The organism is Ruegeria sp. CDSB086 (assembly GCF_059611065.1).
Map to the genome: position 1 here is coordinate 40,808 of NZ_JBXWOV010000002.1, position 16,106 is coordinate 56,913.

Annotated in this window: 23 protein-coding genes and 1 tRNA gene; 15 read left to right on the plus strand and 9 right to left on the minus strand. The window is 57.6% G+C overall.

Features of this window, described 5'->3' with window-relative positions:
• Positions 1-102 precede the first annotated feature (102 nt).
• Positions 103-972: a helix-turn-helix domain-containing protein gene (locus tag AC2FIO_RS03770; protein WP_496695753.1), complete on the minus strand. Its 870-nt coding sequence runs from the start codon at positions 970-972 to the stop codon at positions 103-105.
• Positions 973-1,354: 382 nt separating this feature from the next.
• Here AC2FIO_RS03770 and AC2FIO_RS03775 point away from each other — a divergent pair, with 382 nt between their 5' ends.
• Positions 1,355-1,492: a hypothetical protein gene (locus tag AC2FIO_RS03775; RefSeq protein WP_496695754.1), complete on the plus strand. Its 138-nt coding sequence runs from the start codon at positions 1,355-1,357 to the stop codon at positions 1,490-1,492.
• Between the two features lie 17 nt (positions 1,493-1,509).
• Here AC2FIO_RS03775 and AC2FIO_RS03780 read toward each other — a convergent pair whose 3' ends face one another.
• From AC2FIO_RS03780 to AC2FIO_RS03790, 3 genes are read right to left on the minus strand one after another with little or no spacing between them, the layout of a single operon-like run.
• Entirely contained in the window at positions 1,510-1,821 is a 312-nt protein-coding gene (locus tag AC2FIO_RS03780; RefSeq protein WP_496695756.1) for a hypothetical protein, read from the minus strand.
• A 29-nt stretch (positions 1,822-1,850) separates the two neighbouring features.
• The gene (locus AC2FIO_RS03785; protein ID WP_496695757.1) at positions 1,851-2,207 is read right to left on the minus strand and encodes a hypothetical protein; all 357 of its coding nucleotides are present in this window, start codon (positions 2,205-2,207) and stop codon (positions 1,851-1,853) included.
• Positions 2,207-2,428, minus strand: a complete 222-nt coding sequence (locus tag AC2FIO_RS03790) for a hypothetical protein (RefSeq protein ID WP_496695759.1) — start codon at positions 2,426-2,428, stop codon at positions 2,207-2,209. The genes AC2FIO_RS03785 and AC2FIO_RS03790 overlap by 1 nt, the downstream gene beginning before the upstream one ends.
• Positions 2,429-2,515: 87 nt before the next feature.
• On the opposite strand from AC2FIO_RS03790, the gene AC2FIO_RS03795 reads away from it, so the two are divergent.
• Positions 2,516-2,824 carry a helix-turn-helix domain-containing protein gene (locus AC2FIO_RS03795; protein WP_496695761.1) on the plus strand — a complete coding sequence of 103 codons (309 nt, stop codon included), beginning with the start codon at positions 2,516-2,518 and terminating at the stop codon, positions 2,822-2,824.
• A 249-nt stretch (positions 2,825-3,073) separates the two neighbouring features.
• Here AC2FIO_RS03795 and AC2FIO_RS03800 read toward each other — a convergent pair whose 3' ends face one another.
• On the minus strand, positions 3,074-3,274 hold the full coding sequence (locus AC2FIO_RS03800) for a hypothetical protein (RefSeq protein WP_496695764.1): 201 nt from the start codon (positions 3,272-3,274) through the stop codon (positions 3,074-3,076).
• A 65-nt stretch (positions 3,275-3,339) separates the two neighbouring features.
• Between AC2FIO_RS03800 and AC2FIO_RS03805 the strand changes: the two genes are divergently transcribed.
• The 3 genes from AC2FIO_RS03805 (at position 3,340) to AC2FIO_RS03815 (ending at position 4,323) form a co-directional block, all read left to right on the plus strand.
• Positions 3,340-3,615, plus strand: a complete 276-nt coding sequence (locus AC2FIO_RS03805; RefSeq protein ID WP_496695766.1) for a hypothetical protein — start codon at positions 3,340-3,342, stop codon at positions 3,613-3,615.
• A gap of 94 nt (positions 3,616-3,709) precedes the next feature.
• On the plus strand, positions 3,710-3,967 hold the full coding sequence (locus tag AC2FIO_RS03810) for a hypothetical protein (protein ID WP_496695768.1): 258 nt from the start codon (positions 3,710-3,712) through the stop codon (positions 3,965-3,967).
• Complete coding sequence (locus AC2FIO_RS03815) at positions 3,964-4,323, plus strand: hypothetical protein (RefSeq protein WP_496695770.1); 360 nt, start codon at positions 3,964-3,966, stop codon at positions 4,321-4,323. Before AC2FIO_RS03810 ends, AC2FIO_RS03815 begins: the two co-directional genes overlap by 4 nt.
• Before the next feature lie 50 nt (positions 4,324-4,373).
• Here the strand turns inward: AC2FIO_RS03815 and AC2FIO_RS03820 are convergent, their stop codons facing one another.
• Positions 4,374-4,898: a hypothetical protein gene (locus AC2FIO_RS03820; protein WP_496695772.1), complete on the minus strand. Its 525-nt coding sequence runs from the start codon at positions 4,896-4,898 to the stop codon at positions 4,374-4,376.
• A 314-nt stretch (positions 4,899-5,212) separates the two neighbouring features.
• Here AC2FIO_RS03820 and AC2FIO_RS03825 point away from each other — a divergent pair, with 314 nt between their 5' ends.
• Both AC2FIO_RS03825 and AC2FIO_RS03830 read left to right on the plus strand, forming a co-directional pair.
• The gene (locus AC2FIO_RS03825; RefSeq protein WP_496695774.1) at positions 5,213-5,419 is read left to right on the plus strand and encodes a helix-turn-helix transcriptional regulator; all 207 of its coding nucleotides are present in this window, start codon (positions 5,213-5,215) and stop codon (positions 5,417-5,419) included.
• Between the two features lie 128 nt (positions 5,420-5,547).
• On the plus strand, positions 5,548-6,405 hold the full coding sequence (locus AC2FIO_RS03830) for a tyrosine-type recombinase/integrase (protein WP_496696505.1): 858 nt from the start codon (positions 5,548-5,550) through the stop codon (positions 6,403-6,405).
• 88 nt (positions 6,406-6,493) lie between these two features.
• Here AC2FIO_RS03830 and AC2FIO_RS03835 read toward each other — a convergent pair.
• Positions 6,494-6,583: transfer RNA gene (locus tag AC2FIO_RS03835), tRNA-Ser, on the minus strand.
• Positions 6,584-6,785: 202 nt separating this feature from the next.
• Between AC2FIO_RS03835 and AC2FIO_RS03840 the strand changes: the two genes are divergently transcribed.
• The 8 genes from AC2FIO_RS03840 (at position 6,786) to AC2FIO_RS03875 (ending at position 14,423) form a co-directional block, all read left to right on the plus strand.
• Entirely contained in the window at positions 6,786-8,126 is a 1,341-nt protein-coding gene (locus AC2FIO_RS03840; RefSeq protein WP_108861611.1) for an SPOR domain-containing protein, read from the plus strand.
• Positions 8,127-8,142: 16 nt separating this feature from the next.
• The gene (locus AC2FIO_RS03845) at positions 8,143-9,309 is read left to right on the plus strand and encodes a D-alanyl-D-alanine carboxypeptidase family protein (protein ID WP_108861555.1); all 1,167 of its coding nucleotides are present in this window, start codon (positions 8,143-8,145) and stop codon (positions 9,307-9,309) included.
• Positions 9,306-9,932 carry a dTMP kinase gene (gene tmk, locus AC2FIO_RS03850; protein ID WP_496695777.1) on the plus strand — a complete coding sequence of 209 codons (627 nt, stop codon included), beginning with the start codon at positions 9,306-9,308 and terminating at the stop codon, positions 9,930-9,932. The genes AC2FIO_RS03845 and tmk overlap by 4 nt, the downstream gene beginning before the upstream one ends.
• Before the next feature lie 7 nt (positions 9,933-9,939).
• The gene (locus AC2FIO_RS03855; RefSeq protein WP_496695779.1) at positions 9,940-11,061 is read left to right on the plus strand and encodes a DNA polymerase III subunit delta'; all 1,122 of its coding nucleotides are present in this window, start codon (positions 9,940-9,942) and stop codon (positions 11,059-11,061) included.
• Complete coding sequence (locus AC2FIO_RS03860) at positions 11,058-11,864, plus strand: TatD family hydrolase (protein WP_496695781.1); 807 nt, start codon at positions 11,058-11,060, stop codon at positions 11,862-11,864. The genes AC2FIO_RS03855 and AC2FIO_RS03860 overlap by 4 nt, the downstream gene beginning before the upstream one ends.
• Positions 11,861-12,658, plus strand: coding sequence for an MBL fold metallo-hydrolase (locus AC2FIO_RS03865; protein WP_496695783.1), 798 nt, complete (start codon positions 11,861-11,863; stop codon positions 12,656-12,658). The genes AC2FIO_RS03860 and AC2FIO_RS03865 overlap by 4 nt, the downstream gene beginning before the upstream one ends.
• Positions 12,659-12,721: 63 nt before the next feature.
• Positions 12,722-13,654 (plus strand): AEC family transporter, encoded by a 933-nt coding sequence (locus AC2FIO_RS03870; RefSeq protein ID WP_282119204.1) that lies wholly within the window; start codon positions 12,722-12,724, stop codon positions 13,652-13,654.
• Between the two features lie 70 nt (positions 13,655-13,724).
• Positions 13,725-14,423, plus strand: a complete 699-nt coding sequence (locus tag AC2FIO_RS03875; protein ID WP_496695786.1) for a sirohydrochlorin chelatase — start codon at positions 13,725-13,727, stop codon at positions 14,421-14,423.
• A gap of 31 nt (positions 14,424-14,454) precedes the next feature.
• Here AC2FIO_RS03875 and AC2FIO_RS03880 read toward each other — a convergent pair whose 3' ends face one another.
• Both AC2FIO_RS03880 and AC2FIO_RS03885 read right to left on the minus strand, forming a co-directional pair.
• Positions 14,455-15,465, minus strand: coding sequence for a diguanylate cyclase domain-containing protein (locus AC2FIO_RS03880; protein ID WP_496695788.1), 1,011 nt, complete (start codon positions 15,463-15,465; stop codon positions 14,455-14,457).
• On the minus strand, positions 15,462-16,049 hold the full coding sequence (locus tag AC2FIO_RS03885; RefSeq protein WP_058274418.1) for a heme NO-binding domain-containing protein: 588 nt from the start codon (positions 16,047-16,049) through the stop codon (positions 15,462-15,464). The genes AC2FIO_RS03880 and AC2FIO_RS03885 overlap by 4 nt, the downstream gene beginning before the upstream one ends.
• Positions 16,050-16,106: the final 57 nt, after the last annotated feature.

Sequence of the window (16,106 nt, forward strand, 5' to 3'; positions counted from 1 at the left end):
TTCTCGGCGCTGTGACTACGCAGTCACCGGCGGCCAGGTCAACGGTGACCACAACTTGCCCGAAACGTTGGCCGTGTGTGGCCGGATCTGAATGTGGAGACGTCACAGCAGTTTCCCCACGGTGCGGCAGTCCTGCATGGTCACAAGCTGGGCTTGCACGCATTCCCAAGCCGTCTCATCGGATATGGCGGTGCACAGGAAGGCCTTGCCGTCTTTGATGGTCTTGGCGTGGGATTCCAGAATGCGCGCCCGGTCCTCGGAAGCGGAAGTTGTGGGCGTGTGTTGCGTCCAGCGACTATCGCGCAGCCAATTCTCAGAATAAGCGATGTACTGTTTGCGGTTGCCCTTCTGCTCGGCAGCATAGGCGCGGGCCCCGGCTAGGATGGCGGTAGGATCGGCCCCGGCCTCGATCGCAACCTTGAGCGCTTCCACAGTTGCGGGCCCATCGCCGAGACGCGGGTATGCCGTTTCGAACTGGGCAACAAAATCTTCGAAAGAAAAATCTTGTGTGTGGGCCGCGTCAGTCGGCGCACAAGGTTCCTTTACAGGTTCTTTTACTGGTTCATCTATATAGGCTCCACCAGAGTGGAGACGGACCCCCCCTGAAAGTGGAGACGGAACTGCGTCAGAAGTGGAGACGGCTTTACCTTTTTTTCCGGCTCCACTGAGTGGAGGCGGCTTTGGTTGGTTTTCCAGTTCGAAGCCCAAGATGTAGTGTGTTGGTTTTTGGCGATTTGTGCGCGCGTCGCGCTCCTGTTTGCGCAGGATCAAACCCTTTTCCTCCAGGCAGGCCAAAGCCTTGTTGAGCCCGCCGTTAGACAGGCCGGAATGCTCGCGCAGAAAGGCTTGTTTCGGGAAACATCCCATACTTGCGTTGTGGCAATCACACAGGTGGAACAGTACCCGGAATTCGCCGTGCGTCATGGTTTCCGGCGGTAAATCCGCCAGCCAATGGGTAGCTGCGTGGCTCATGTGCCCTGCCTCGAATAACTGCTCGTGAGAATGGTTGACGGTGACAGAAACGAGGACGTTGCCCCGATCTGCCTCTGGCACCCGCCTGTGCCCCGGTAACTGCGCTTGTCAGGTGTGATGAAATCATGCCTTGCCGGGTCTGACACGCAGCACAGTCTTGGTTAAGGCCCTCTCGGGTCCGCTGTCCCGTGATGTTCAGCGGAAGAATGCCCCGGCTATTTCGTGAATTCGTTCGCCCAGCGCGGAAAGTGGGGAAACCGCCAGAGGAACCGCGTTGCGAATCCCCCCAGCCTGAGCCCATCGTTAACCGCGCGGGATGCGCGGCGGGGTCGCCACCCCACCGCGCGCATTCATCCCGCCCACAACCAGCAAAGGGGACGGAATGAAAACCGTTCTTCGGCCGCTTGGCGCGGCATTCAACCCTATCGTCGGAAACACCATTGGTCAGAGCCTGTCGATCGGCCAAACCATCAAACGGAGCCCAATAGTTGGCCAGGCACTTGCCGCCTCGATCCGGTGATATCGCGGGGGCGGCGTTCATTCGCCGCCCTCCTCGTCCGACATCATCAGCCCCCACAGGACAAAGAAGCCGATCAGGTAACAGGCCAGGTCCCAGAAGCTGTCCGCAATAACTACAACTGAGAACCCGCTGTTCGGAATGTCGCCCGCAACTTCTTTCAGCAGAATTACAGCGATCCCAAACCACAACCAGGTGTGCGACAGCCCGCGAAACAGGACAACCGAGCTGACGACCAAGCCTATCCCAAAGTGAGCCAGACTTACAGTCAGCCACCAAACGATCGTTCCTGAAACTGCTTCCGCCCCGGCACAGGAAAGGTCACTGTGCATAAGCGCGGACAATTCTCTGCCGACCACGCTCACTGCTGCCCAATCTGCCCGAGAATGTCATTGCGAGTTCGGTCGGACGTGAGGATCTCCATCGCCTTCCAGACCCCGAGAATGGCGCAAACTGTGTAAACGTCCTCGATAACCGGGCTGCTCAATCCTGACAGCCAGTTCTGAATCTGACGTTCTGATCGACCAAGCACCGGTGCAGCCACCCGGGCGACCTCATTGTCCGATGCTCCGGGAAATGCTTCACGCAAGGCTTCGGCAAACCGGTCGCGGGCCAATTCCCGAGCTTCAACCCTGTTCATTACGAAAGACTTTTCGCGCCCATTCAGCAGAAACTTGATGCCGGATGACAAAACCCGAGGAAACGATGACAACGACATCACCCTGCCCCTTCGTTCAGTTTGATAAACGAGAACAGTTCTTTACTCGGCTCAGTAACGTGAAGTTGTCGAGCCATCCGGCAAAGTGCGTCATACCAAGCAGCCGGAAATACGCCGGCCTGCATGTGGGTGTGCACCGTTGTAGGTTTTTTCCTGAGACGCTCAGCAACCTTTCGGTAGCCGCCGAGTTGATCAACAAGAGTCCGAACATCTGTAGTCATAAGTCACGAATAGTCCGAATTTTTCGAACTATCAAGGTCCGCAAGAAAAACAGTTCGCTTTTTTCGTACTATGGATAAACCAAGCCCATGGATATCGAGCAAAAAGAACACTTAGCCAAAACTGGCGACATAAGCCCGGAGGCGATTAGACAACGGCTGATCGCGGCCCGCCTAGTGACTGGCCTAAAGCAGAATGAAATCGCTAAAGCTCTGGGCGTATCAAAGACCACATACCATTCCCAGGAATCGCGCGGAGCACCAAGTATTAAGGCGATGCGTTACTTTTACCGCCAACATCGCATTGACTTTAACTTTCTTCTTCATGGCGACTTCGCTCAGCTTCCCTTAGACATCCAAGGCAACCTCTTTGACGCCCTTTCAAAGCCATCCGAATAGCCCAGACAGGATCAAAAACTAGATTCAGATCCACTCTCATCCGGGTCAACAACACCACCCACACGCGCATCAACTTTAATCGAATCAACTTTGTTCCCTCTTTGTTCTTACTTAGGTCAACATAGCTGCAATCACCAATCACAAGTTAGTCCGATTTTTTCGGATTTGTGGATTGACCAGTTCGATATTTTCGGACAGTCTACACTCTATCAACTCGATGGAGTCAGACCATGACTGCGAACGAACGGATCAAAACACCTTCAACGCCGTCAGGCCGTACAGACCAGCCACGGCCACAAAAACTGCCATCTTCGGGCTGTCTTTCAACAGACGAAAAAGCATGCACAGTGCAAGAACGAGATACATCCCGTTGTACTCCTCGAGATTCATGCGGGATGTTCCGGGCAGACGGTGCGTCAACACCTCTGTCCACTCCCGCGAGTGATTCATGCCTTCATGATTCCTCGCGGGTTGCAGGTTTTCCTCTGGCGGTTTCCCCGACACCCAGCGCAAACGTGCAATTCAAAACGATCGCCGAAGCCATCGCAGACCCGGGCCGGTTCTATCACCCGGCCCTTGCTGTCATCTCTTGGTGCAAGCTCAAGGCACTGCACGGCCACCCGATCAGTGACCAGCGTCTTGAGCGTCTGGGCATACAGGTCGACAAAATCGACCGCTCGACCATCGAACAAGCCGCACGCGATCAGCGCGTCCGCGACCGGGCGCGCGAGCATGCCGCCCAGCGCGGTTATTACGGCCCTGCCCCGCTGATCTGCCCCGATATCGCCTGATCTACCTCCTCGCCGTCTTCCCTGTTGGGACGTGCGACTGACTGGCCGGGGCAACCCTCCCAATGCCCCGGCCCCTTTCCCAAAGGGTTTTACGATGAACGACTTGATCAACGACAAGCTCGCGCGCCTGCTGACGGATCTGGATAACCTGCCTTACATCGGACGGCGGGATCGGATCGTAAACGAGGTTCTGGAAACGAACGGCGTCTACGTGATCCCCAACGCGACTATGCCCGGGCGTCACTTCGTTTGCGTACTAGATCTGCACGGCATTCGCGCCACTGGCGCTGACGAGGCCGACATGATCACCAATTGGATTGATGCGGCCATGTTCCAGAGCGCAGCGGCATGAGCGGGCGTCTGGATATCAAGCGCATCATCGTCGCGGTCGAGCAATTGGAGCTGACCACGCCCGCGCGCAAGCTGACTGCCCTCAAATACCTGGCTATGCACAACGGCGGCCGTTGGGACCTGCCCAGCGAGAACGGCGACTATGAACCGCTGATAAAGTCGATCGAACTGTTCGGCGTCTATGCGATGGCCGAGGACGTCGAGGAACTGCCCAAAAACTGGCTCGCAGCCGCTCACAATATCCTGCTGGCGGACGAAGCCGGATCAAATGACTCACTCGTTGCCACTCACGGCCATCGCCCCCTATCTGCCCGGGCACACCTCGGGCGAGATGGGGGGCAGGATCATCTCAAGTGATAGGCGCCATGCCCGATACTGGTATTCCACAACTCACTGTAGCAATTGGGTCAGACGCGCTTGTAGTCGTCGCCAAAAAGCGACTCTCCAGCCTGATTGTGTGCTTTGCGATTCATCTTGTCGATCAGCGGAGGTTCATCCGCATAAATCTCGATCATTCGAGTCTTCAGCCCTGCAACATCAAATGCGTTCTTTTCTGCCTCGGCGAGGAGCGCATAGTACCGCCGTTTCAAGTCGCGGTGGTCTCGAGACGTTCCGCCGAAGTCCCAAACCAATTGCGCCGCGCTAACGAGTGCAACTGCTACGCCAGCGGCCTGCCCATAACCTGGAAACTGTGCACCAAATGCGGCAATCGCACCCGACCCAAGCATGACGGTTGTAAACAACGCTGCTTTGTTAAACCACTGCCACTTTCGCTCGCCCATATCGTGGTAAAGGGCAGAGCGCAGAAGATCGAAGCGAATTTGATCTATTTCGGTGGACGTACTCCCGGCGGCTGCCCTCGAGTGTTCGGAATTGACGTCGGAGCCGATGGCTTGGGCACTGGCGACGGGTTCGAAGTTGGTTTCGCACATCTAATTTCTCCGGCATTTCTCATGTCTCCGGTGAACCTCCGCTTCATTGGGGACAAAGCGGGTCGTGCCGTTGCAGCGACGCGACCCGCAATTGTTACTATCCTGGATTGCATAATCTATCTATATTTCGCGCAGCACAATTGGAAATCACCTAGATTTGGTCATGAAAGTTCAAATCCGACGGCTTCCTCACCCGCTCCAAAGTACTTAGCAGCTGTTTTGTTAACCCTCTCTAAATTCATCGTTCGCCCCAGGGCGGCTTGGCCCGGATACCAATCGGGCACAAGCGGCTTACGCTTCGATCGGAACACTCAATGAACAGGGTCACTCCAATCGCCGTAACGGAAAAGAACGCCGCCAAGATGCTCGATATGCCGGTTGGTAGCTTTCGGGATTTGGTGACTGATGGCATCTTGCCAAAGCCTCGCAAAATAGGCCCCCACGAACGTTGGGACGCAGACGAGTTGCGTGCCATTCTGCGAGGCCAGATGATCGACGGCTATGAGGACGTCAAATGGTGAAGAAGAAATTCACAACTTCGAAGGTCATCAAGGGCCGAACATACCAGTACTTCCGAAAGGATGGTCGGTATGTGCGCCTACCAGATGACCCAAACAGCGAAGAGTATGATCGTGAATACTGGAGATTGATGCGTGGCGGCAGTGAGCTTGCAAACCGGTTCACTTTTGAAAAGCTGATCGCCAGTTATAAGCAAAGCCCAAAATGGCAGAGGCTCGCACCACGCACCAAATCGGACTATTCGAAAGTCCTTGAATACCTCTCCGATACGGTTGGAAAAAAGAACCCGACCAAGATGCGGCGCTCGACCATAATTGATGCTCAAATGGCCAACCGGCACCGTGCCAGGTTCGCCAACTACATCCCCCACATGCTTTCCATCCTGTTTGAACACGCAATCGATTTGGATTGGCAGCGTGACAACCCCGCAAAGGGAATTGAGAAGTTGAAAACAGGCGATGGTCACAAACCTTGGCCCGCATCTGCGATCAACACCTACCGCAGCAAGGTTTCGGGTCTGCCGCTATTGATCTTTGAACTGGCTATTGGGACCGGGCAGCGCGCAACGGATCTAACGCTTATGGAATGGGGCCACATTGACGATGACGGCATCTGGGTAACGCAGGGAAAAACAGAAGCTCGCCTTTGGCTTCCCTTTACCAATCGACTTCGGGACGTGCTGGCAGCAACATCCCGGCGTAGCCTGCGTTATATCCTTTGCGACGAACACGGTCGTAAACTGAACTACGACCAAATTCAGAAGGCCACGATCGCAGAACGCAAGAAGTTGGGCCTCGACGCTTACAGCCTTCACGGACTGCGATACAGCGCGGCGAGCGAGTTGGCGGAGGCCGGATGCACTGACCAACAGATTGCGGCCATTACAGGCCACAAAAGCCTTTCCATGGTCCAAAAGTACTCGAAGGGCGCCAGTCAAAAGCGACTCGCGAAGCAGGCCCAGACTAAGCGGGACCAGAACAAGAACTGAACATGAACGTGGGAAACTTTTTGGGAAACCGCAAAATCGACGGTTTCAATACGTGGTCAAAGGGTGGTCGGATTTGCCATATTTTTTATGGCGGGGAGACAGGGATTCGAACCCTGGGAACGCTCTCACGTTCAACGGTTTTCAAGACCGCCGCATTCGACCACTCTGCCACCTCCCCGCGTGGGGCCGGGTCTAAGGCCATCGCGAACCGGTGGCAAGACCAAATAGGGAATTCTTGCCGAAGCGCCCGCTGCGGTCTTTCCATGACACTTTGGCCGCGTTATGATCTGCAGGAAAGACCGAAGCAGGCTGGCAATACAGAACCAGCAATCGGCGGCGGGTCTCGGGAAACGAGGCCCAATCAGGCAAGGGATGACAAGATGAAGCGAGCGACAGAGACACGCGCACATCCGCGAGCGTTAGCGGCTTTGGCCGTTGTGTCCGTGGTTTTGGCTGGTTGCGATGAGGTGCTTTCCCCCGAAAATGTCTCGGCAGATACCCAGAGCTCCGAATCCGCACCAGACGGTCGGACCGACCTTTTCCCCACTCCAAGCGGAAGCCCGAAAGATGATGTCGAAGCGCCTGAGGTGTTTCAACTGTCTGAGCCCGGACTTTGGGACGGCCGCCCGTCTTTGGGCGGAATATGGGTTGCCCACCCGGATGTGACACAGCCCGAACGTGTGCGCGTCAAAAACCCCAAAAATAATAAAACGATCACAGCCGCGTTGTTCCGTCGCGAAAGAAACCTGCCGGGTCCTGAACTGCAGCTTTCCTCTGCTGCAGCCGAAAAACTGGGCATTCTGGCTGGTGCACCTACACAGGTTGATGTCGTCGCCCTGCGTCGCAAAGCGCCCGAACCGAAACCTGAGCCGGTTGAAGAAAAGCCCGCAGCCGAAGAGATCCCTGTCGAAGAAACGCAAACCGCAGCAGCGGATGAGCCCAAGACCGACATCGCCGAAAGTGAGGCCGCAGAAGCTGAACAGCCAGCCAAGCTCAAGTGGTGGCAACGCAAAAAACCTGCAGCGGCGGCCGGTGCCGCGACTGCGGCTGCCGTAGCCGCAGATGCCGCGACCGACACGGCAACCGACACAGCGGCGGAAACAGCCGCCGAGGCGGTCGAAACCGTCACAGAGACGGAAGTACCGGCCAAGCCCAAATGGTGGCAGCGCAAGAAACCAGCCACGGCGGCCGTGGCCGCTGATGCCGCGACCGATACGGCGACCGACACAGCGACTGAGGTGGTCGAAACGACGGCAGAAGCAACATCATCGGCTTCACTGGTGGATCCAGAGGTTACCCCCCCGACTGAACAACCGGCCAAACGTAAATGGTGGCAGAAGAAAAAGCCCGATGAAATCACCGAAACGCCGCTGGACCCGATAGCGGGCGCGGCTGCGGCGATTGACGCGGCAGAACCCACACCGGCCAGCCCCCCCTCTGCCGCAACAGCGGACGCATCGGCAGCTACGGCGGCTTCGGTATCGTCCTTGTCAAAACCGTTCGTCCAGGTCGGCACTTTCGGGGTTGAAACCAACGCCAATAGCGCTGCCAACAAGATCCGCCGCAACGGAATGCCTGCCGAGGTGCGAGAACTAACCTCGGACGGCAAAACGGTCTGGAGGGTCCTAGTCGGCCCAGCCACGTCGCGCTCGGAACGCAATGCCATGCAGCGCGATGTCAAAGACCTGGGCTTTAACGACGCGTTCACCGTCAAAAATTGAAACCTAGGAGGCCCCCATGCTGTCCTCACTGCGATCATCTGTTTTGACCCTCGGGCTGGCGCTGTTTGCCCTGCCCGCCCACGCTTTCGACACAACCGCCCGCGCGGCCTATGTGATCGATCAGACGACCGGAACGGTTCTGCTGTCGAAAGAAGCAGACCAGCCCCTGCCGCCTGCGTCGATGTCCAAACTGATGACGCTCTACGTCGCGTTTGAGGCGCTGCGCGATGGCCGCCTGACCCTGGGGGAAACCTTGCCCGTGTCGGAACACGCCATGAGCTATGGTGGGTCGACCATGTTCCTGAACACGCAGGATCGTGTCAGCGTCGAAGATCTGCTGCGTGGCATCATCGTTTTGTCTGGTAACGACGCATGTGTGGTGATTGCCGAGGCGCTAAGCCCCGATGGGACCGAGGCCGGGTTTGCCCGCTACATGACACAGCGCGCCAAACAGATGGGCATGGACAACTCGAACTTCGCCAACTCGAACGGATGGCCGGCGGCGGGCCACATGATGTCGGTCCATGACCTTGCCGTATTAGCCAACCGGCTGATCAGCGACTTCCCCGAATACTACCCACTGTTCGCTGAAGAAGAGTTTGAGTTTGATGGCCGTGCGCCGTCTAACAAACGTAACCGCAATCCGCTGCTGAAACTGGGGATCGGGGCCGACGGCCTGAAAACCGGGCATACGCAAGAGGCGGGTTACGGCCTTGTCGGCTCGGCCAAGCAAGGCGACCGTCGGGTTGTCTTTGTCCTGACTGGCCTCGATAGCACCGCCCGTCGCGCAGAGGAGGCTGAGGCCGTGGTTAACTGGTCGTTTCGCAATTTTGTCGAGAGGACAATTGCCGACGCCGAAACGCCGATAGCCGAAGCCCAGATCTGGATGGGCGCAGAAAAGACTGTTGGGCTGGTGCCCGAAGGGGATCTGACCTTGTTGTTCCCAGTTCTCAATGACAAGGATGTCAAAGCTGAGGTCGTCTATGAAGGTCCGATCAACGCGCCTGTGGAAAAGGGGCAGAAACTGGCTGAGCTGGTGATCACACCCGAAGGATTGCCCGAAATCCGTCGCCCACTGTTCGCGGCCAAAGACGTGCCTGTAGGCGGCTTTGTCGTGCGCATGAAAACCGTTGGCGGTATTGTTCTAGAAGACGTGATCGGCAATCCGCTGGAGGCGATGTGACGAAGGCAGGGTTGTTTCTGACCTTCGAAGGTATTGACGGGTCTGGAAAGTCATCACAAGCACGAATGCTTGCCGAACATTTGCGTGGCCTCGGTTACGATGTCGTTCTGACCCGCGAGCCCGGAGGATCTGCAGGCGCTGAAGAGATCCGAAGCCTTGTTCTGGAAGGTGACCCGGATCGCTGGTCTGCAGAGACAGAAATCCTGCTGTTTACGGCCGCCCGCCGGGATCATTTGGAACGCACAATCAGGCCAGCGCTGGCCGAGGGCAAAGTCGTGATCTGCGACCGCTTCGCCGACAGCACCCGGATGTATCAGGGCCTGTCTCGCGGCGATCTGCGGGGATTGGTCGATCAATTGCACGACCTGATGATCGGGCGCGAACCCGACATGACCGTTTTGATCGACATGGACCCCGAAACCGGGCTGTCCCGCGCCAAGGGGCGTCAGGGAACAGAAGAACGGTTCGAAGATTTCGGGCTGGATCTGCAACAACAGATGCGTGCAGGGTTTCTGGCCCTTGCGGATGAGTATTCCGACCGTTTCCGCGTGATTGATGGTAACCGGGACATGGACAGTGTTGCACAGGATGTGACAGATATCGTTCTGCAAGCTTTGCGATAGACGATAGATGAGCGACGACACCCCAACCCCGGATCAGGCACCCGGTGCCCCACACCCGCGCGAGACACTGCGCCTGTTTGGTCAGGACGCGGCGGAACAGGCTTTTCTGAGTGCCTATACCTCGGAACGTCTGCACCACGGCTGGTTGATTACTGGTCCACGTGGGGTCGGCAAGGCGACGCTGGCCTGGCGGATCGCGCGATTTCTACTGGCAACACCTCCGACTGAGGATGACGGGCTATTTGGTGCACCGCCACCGCCCGATAGCCTTGAGATCGATCCTGAACACCCCGTCGCGCACCGTATTCAGGCTGGGGCCGAGCCCGGCTTGGCCGCAATTACCCGATCTCTGAACGATCAGGGGCGGTTGCGTAATGAGATTGTGGTTGATGATATTCGCAAGCTTGGCAAGTTCTTCGGCCTTTCCTCGACTGACGGTGGCCGTCGCGTTGTGATCGTGGATGCCGCGGATGAGATGAATGTCAGCGCCGCCAACGCGCTGTTGAAAATGCTCGAGGAGCCCCCGGCCCGCACCACCCTGCTGCTGATCTCGCACCAGCCGTCGCGTCTGTTGCCGACAATCCGGTCGCGGTGCCGGACACTGCGCCTGTCTCCGCTGGGATCTGAGAATATGGAAGCCGCGCTGATGCAGACCGGCACAGAAATGCCGGGACAGGCGGATCATTTGGCTGCACTGGCTGCCGGGTCCGTGGGTGATGCGGTGCGCCTGATAAACCTGGGCGGGCTTGAGATTTACGCCGAGCTGATCGCCATTCTGGGCACCCTGCCCCGAATGGACCGTCAGCGCGCGCTGGCCTTGGCCGAGGCTGCTGCCCAACGTGGCGCGGCCGAACGATTTGAACTGTTACTGACGTTGATCGACGTTGCCCTGTCCCGGCTTGCGCTGACCGGTGCGACCGGCGCGGCCCCGATGCCCGAAGCCGCTCCGAACGAGGCAGAGACGCTTGCCCGCCTGTCGGCTTCACCACATCAGGCCCGCAAATGGGCAGAGGTCGCTGCAGTGATCACCGCACGTGCGCGTCATGGGCAGGCGGTGAACCTTGACCCTGCCGCTCTGGTCCTAGATACGGTGTTCAAGATACAGGAAACCGCCGGTCAGAGCAGATGAGCAATACGCCCGAAATCACCGACAGCCATTGCCATCTGGACTTCCCCGATTTCGAAGGTCAGCTGGATCAGATCGTGGCCAATGCTTCCGAGGCTGGCGTGACCCGCATGGTAACAATTTGCACGCGCTTGCGGAATGAACCCACCGTCCGCGCCATCGCCGAGGCCCACGCGCCCGTCTTCTACGCGGCTGGAACGCACCCAATGAGCGCGGCTGATGAGCCGATGGCATCGGTCGACGAACTCGTCGCCTTGTCCCGGCATCCCAAGTTTGTGGGTATCGGCGAAACCGGGCTGGATTATCACTATACCGCCGACAGCGCAGCGGTGCAGAAGCAATCCTTGCGGGTGCATATTGAGGCCGCCCAACGCACTGGCCTGCCTTTGATCATTCACGCCCGTGCCGCCGATGACGACATGGCACGCATTCTGGCCGAGGAACACCGCAACGCGCCCTATTCCTGCGTGATGCACTGCTTTTCATCTTCTGCCGAACTGGCCAAAGCCGCCCTTGAGCTGGGGTTTTATTTGTCGATGTCCGGCATCGCGGCCTTCCCCAAAAGCCAAGAGCTTCGCGATATCTTTGCCAGGGCCCCGGTTGACCGCATCCTTGTTGAAACCGACGCGCCATACCTGGCCCCTCCCCCGTATCGCGGCAAGCGGAACGAGCCCGCCTATACCGCCCACACAGCGCGCAAAGGGGCCGAGGTGTTTGGGATGGACTACGTCGATTTTGCTGCCCATACGCAGGCAAATTTTGACCGGTTGTTCACCAAAGCAGCGACCTACAAGGCGGCTGCATGACCGAATTGCGATGCACCATCCTTGGCTGCGGATCATCCGGCGGCGTCCCCCGGCTGGGCGGGCATTGGGGCGATTGCGACCCCAAGAACCCCAAAAACATCCGTCGCCGCTGTTCAATGCTGGTGGAACGGGACGGCCCGGACGGTACAACCTCGGTGCTGATCGACACCTCCCCCGACATGCGCAGCCAATTGCTCGATAGCGGAACCGGACGTCTGGATGGAGTTATCTACACCCATTCGCACGCCGATCACGTCCACGGCATCGATGACCTGCGTATGATTGTGTTCAATATGCGCGAGCGCGTGCCCGTGTGGGCCGATGGCGACACGCAGAACGCCTTGCTGGGACGGTTCGGCTACGCCTTTGTCCAGCCCGAAGGTTCACCCTACCCGCCGATCCTTGACCTGAAGTCCATCGACGGCCCTTTCGAGGTGGACGGCCCCGGCGGCCCGATCCCGTTCCAGCCATTCAAAGTCAACCACGGCTCGATCGACTCGCTTGGTTTCCGGATGGGCAACCTGGCGTACCTGCCGGATGTGGCGGAAATCTACGAAGAGGCCTGGCCGATGATGGAAGGGTTGGATTGCCTGGTCATCGACGCGCTACGTCGGAAACCTCACCCGACCCATGCGCATCTGGAAAGGACCCTGGGCTGGATCGAACAACTGAACCCCAAGCGCGCGGTTCTGACCAACATGCATATCGATCTGGACTATGCCACGGTTGATGCAGAAACTGCCGACAACATCACCCCAGCCTATGACGGAATGGTGATCCATCAGGCGCTATAAGACCCCACGCAACCGACCTGGGACGCAGCAATTTTGCGTCGGCCCAGCCTGCAAAGCGGTGCCATGCTTCAAAGTCTGATCGACGTCATTCTACCGGTTTTCCTTGTGATCGGGGCAGGTTATGCCTCGACCCGGTTGGGGTATTTCAAGGAAATTCACATCGATGGATTGATGAAGTTCACCCAGGGCTTTGCAATCCCATGCCTTCTGTTCCTTGCAATCTCGCATCTGGATCTAAGCGCTAGTTTTGATCCCCGGCTTCTGATCAGCTTCTACTCAGCAGCTGGCCTGTGTTTCACTGCTGGTCTGTTCGGTGCACGGTTGATCTTTGGCCGGGATTGGGAAGATTGCGTTGCCATCGGGTTTTGCTGTCTGTTCTCGAACTCTGTCCTTTTGGGACTGCCTATTACCGAACGCGCCTATGGCCCCGAAAACCTGACCGGCAACTATGCGATCATCGCCTTCCATTCACCCTTTTGCTACGGCGTTGGCATCACGGTGATGGAGGTTATTCGAAATCGCGGCCAAGGTGGCCCCCGCATGGTCAAATCCATCTTGTCGGCCATGTTCCGCAACGCACTGATCCTTGGCATCGCGCTGGGTTTTGCCGTGAACCTGTCGGGTATTGGCATACCTGCGGTCGTGGACGAAGCGCTGGGCCTTGTGACTCGCGCCGCCCTGCCCGGGGCGCTGTTCGCGCTTGGCGGAGTGCTTGTGAAGTACAAGCCCGAAGGTGACCTGCGCGCCATCGCCTTTGTCTGCGCGATTTCACTAATGCTGCATCCCAGTCTTGTCTGGTTATTCGGCTCAACAGTTGGTCTGCCGCAAGACCTGTTCCGCTCGGGCGTGCTGACGGCAGCGATGGCTCCCGGTTTTAATGCTTACATCTTTGCCAATATGTACGGACGGGCAAAACGGGTCGCGGCCTCGTCCGTTCTGGTCGGAACCGGCGTCTCGATCCTGACAGTCTGGCTTTGGCTGACATTATTGGGATAGCGTGACGTCCCACGGATTGACTTTGCACCAGCCGGACACACCTAACTGAAAAGCCACAGGATACTCCTAAATGCCGCACGCCCTGATCGTCGCCCACGGCCAACCCTCGGACCCGGCCCCTGCCGAAGCGGCGCTAGCTTCCTATGCGGCAGAGGTCGATGCGTATTGCGATGGCGTCAGCGTTCATTCAGCTACGCTTGCTGCGCCTGGAATGCTGGAGGCTCGTTTGGATGAACTGCCCGACGACACTGTCATCTATCCCCTTTTTATGGCCAAGGGGTGGTTCGTGACACGTGCGCTGCCCAAGCGTCTGGGTGATAGAAACATCCAAATTCTGGACCCGTTGGGCGTTGACCCAGAACTCCCCGCTTTGGCTGCGGGCGCATTGCTGGATGCGCTATCGGGCAAGGGGTGGGACGCGGACAAAACGGATCTGGTTCTGGCGGCACATGGATCGGGCCGTAGCCGCAATCCATCAGCTGTCGCCATTGAGTTTTCCAGGGAACTGGCCCGGTGCATGACCTTCCAATCCATCCGCGTCGGGTTTGTGGAAGAGGCCCCGTCCATTGCCGAAGCCGCGACCGGGGCTGGCGATCACTCTCTGTGCCTACCCTTCTTTGCCTGCACCGGCGGGCATGTTTTGGAGGACGTGCCACAGGAGCTAGAGCGAGCGCGGTTCAAAGGCCACGTGATGCCGGTTGTCGGAGATCTTCCCCCGATCAAGCGCAATATTGCGGAAATTCTGACACGAGCTATTGCGCTGGATTAACTTAAATACCCGCCCCGCGCGGAATTAGAAGTCATTGTGAACTGGCCGGTTTCAGCCCAGAGGCCGCAAGTGCCGAGTACAGACAATGCCGCGACCGTCCCTGCCGCTTTGCCTCGTACAGCGCCTGATCCGCTGCATTCAGCAGCTCTGCCGCATCCGGCGTGCCAAATTGCGTGGACAGAGCCGTTCCGATGCTGGCTGAAATCTTACACTGGGCACCCTGAAACATCATGGGTTGGCATAGCCTGCTGATCAGGCGCCCCGCTATTTCAGACAGGACACTTTCGTCGACCAGACCTTTAAAAATGATAACAAACTCATCACCACCGATCCGGGCGACCGTGTCCTCAGTTCGTGTTTCTTCCTCCATAATGCATGCGGCCTGTTGCAACACAAAGTCCCCCGCCGCATGGCCAAGGCGGTCGTTGACACTTTTGAAGAAATCCAAGTCCAGATGCATAAGCGCAAAAGCGCAATTGGCCGAGATCAGGTGGCCGAGAACCACATCCATCGCACGGCGGTTTTTCAACCCCGTCAACATGTCTGTCACCGCCTGTTCTTCAGCGGCCAGCATAGCTCTCTGCAGTCGCAAGTTCAGTGAGCGCGATGCCTCCATCGCGGCTGTTTTCGCCTCAACCAAGTACAGCAGTTCGATCGCCAGATCCGTGCCAGAGAAATCCGCGCTAGTCAGGGCATAGTCACGAACTGCATCCAGTATCGAAATCCCGAAGGACAGGTTGATGATGGCCCCGTTCCCCTTTGGCAAGGGCGCGATTAGCCCGGTCAGCGCGGTCCGAGGCTCGTCGTGAAATTTCAGATGTACTTTGCCACCGGTCAGAGATAACAGCGTGGAAATCGTTGTTATTGTTCGCGGTCGCACAAGTTCAAAAACGTCCAGAAAATCGCGCCCCTGCATCGGATGGTCCGGACGGAGCTTTTGCAGCGTTGGTCCTGCGTTTACGATCATGCCCTTGTCATCCACCATCACGAACATGGGGCACAAAGTGTCCAAAAGAGCTGAGAGTTCAGAGGCTTGCATCATGACTTGCGCGCCCCAAGATCGAAATGACGCCCTTCGGCAAAGGCGCTTTCGATCAGAACGATCGTGATGACCTCGGCGTCGGCCTGCTGCCCTTCATGCGACAACATGGCCAATGCTCCATAATCGTCTGCAATTGCCCGTAATACGCCGACCATCACGCTGGAATAGCCTGGCAGGCCAGGGTAGCAGTACAAGTGATATTCTGCCGGTGACACCTCACACAACTCCAGCATTGGCAGACGCAGATCGGATACTGCAAGGCGGGCACGATCCGATAAGTCATCCAGCGAGTGCAGGAATTCGACATATGTCACACCGCCGAACCGAAGCAGTCGGCGCAAATCTTCCATATTGGGGTGCGACACCAGATAGGTCCCAAGATCCTCCAGTATCTCGGCCCGTGGACGATTCAGGTCAGCACATAACACGTCCAAAACCTGCGCGGTCATGGCGTCGTCATAAAGCAGCATTGCCTCAAACTCGGCAAAACCCAGGCCCGCAGCCTCGGTCACCCGCAGCCAGCAGGGTTGTCCATAAGTCGCGCAAACAAATGATTGTATTGCCCGATTGATCAGACCATGCATGAGATGCCCCAAATTGGTTACGCCCCAATCTGGACAGATAATCCTTAACAAATAGCC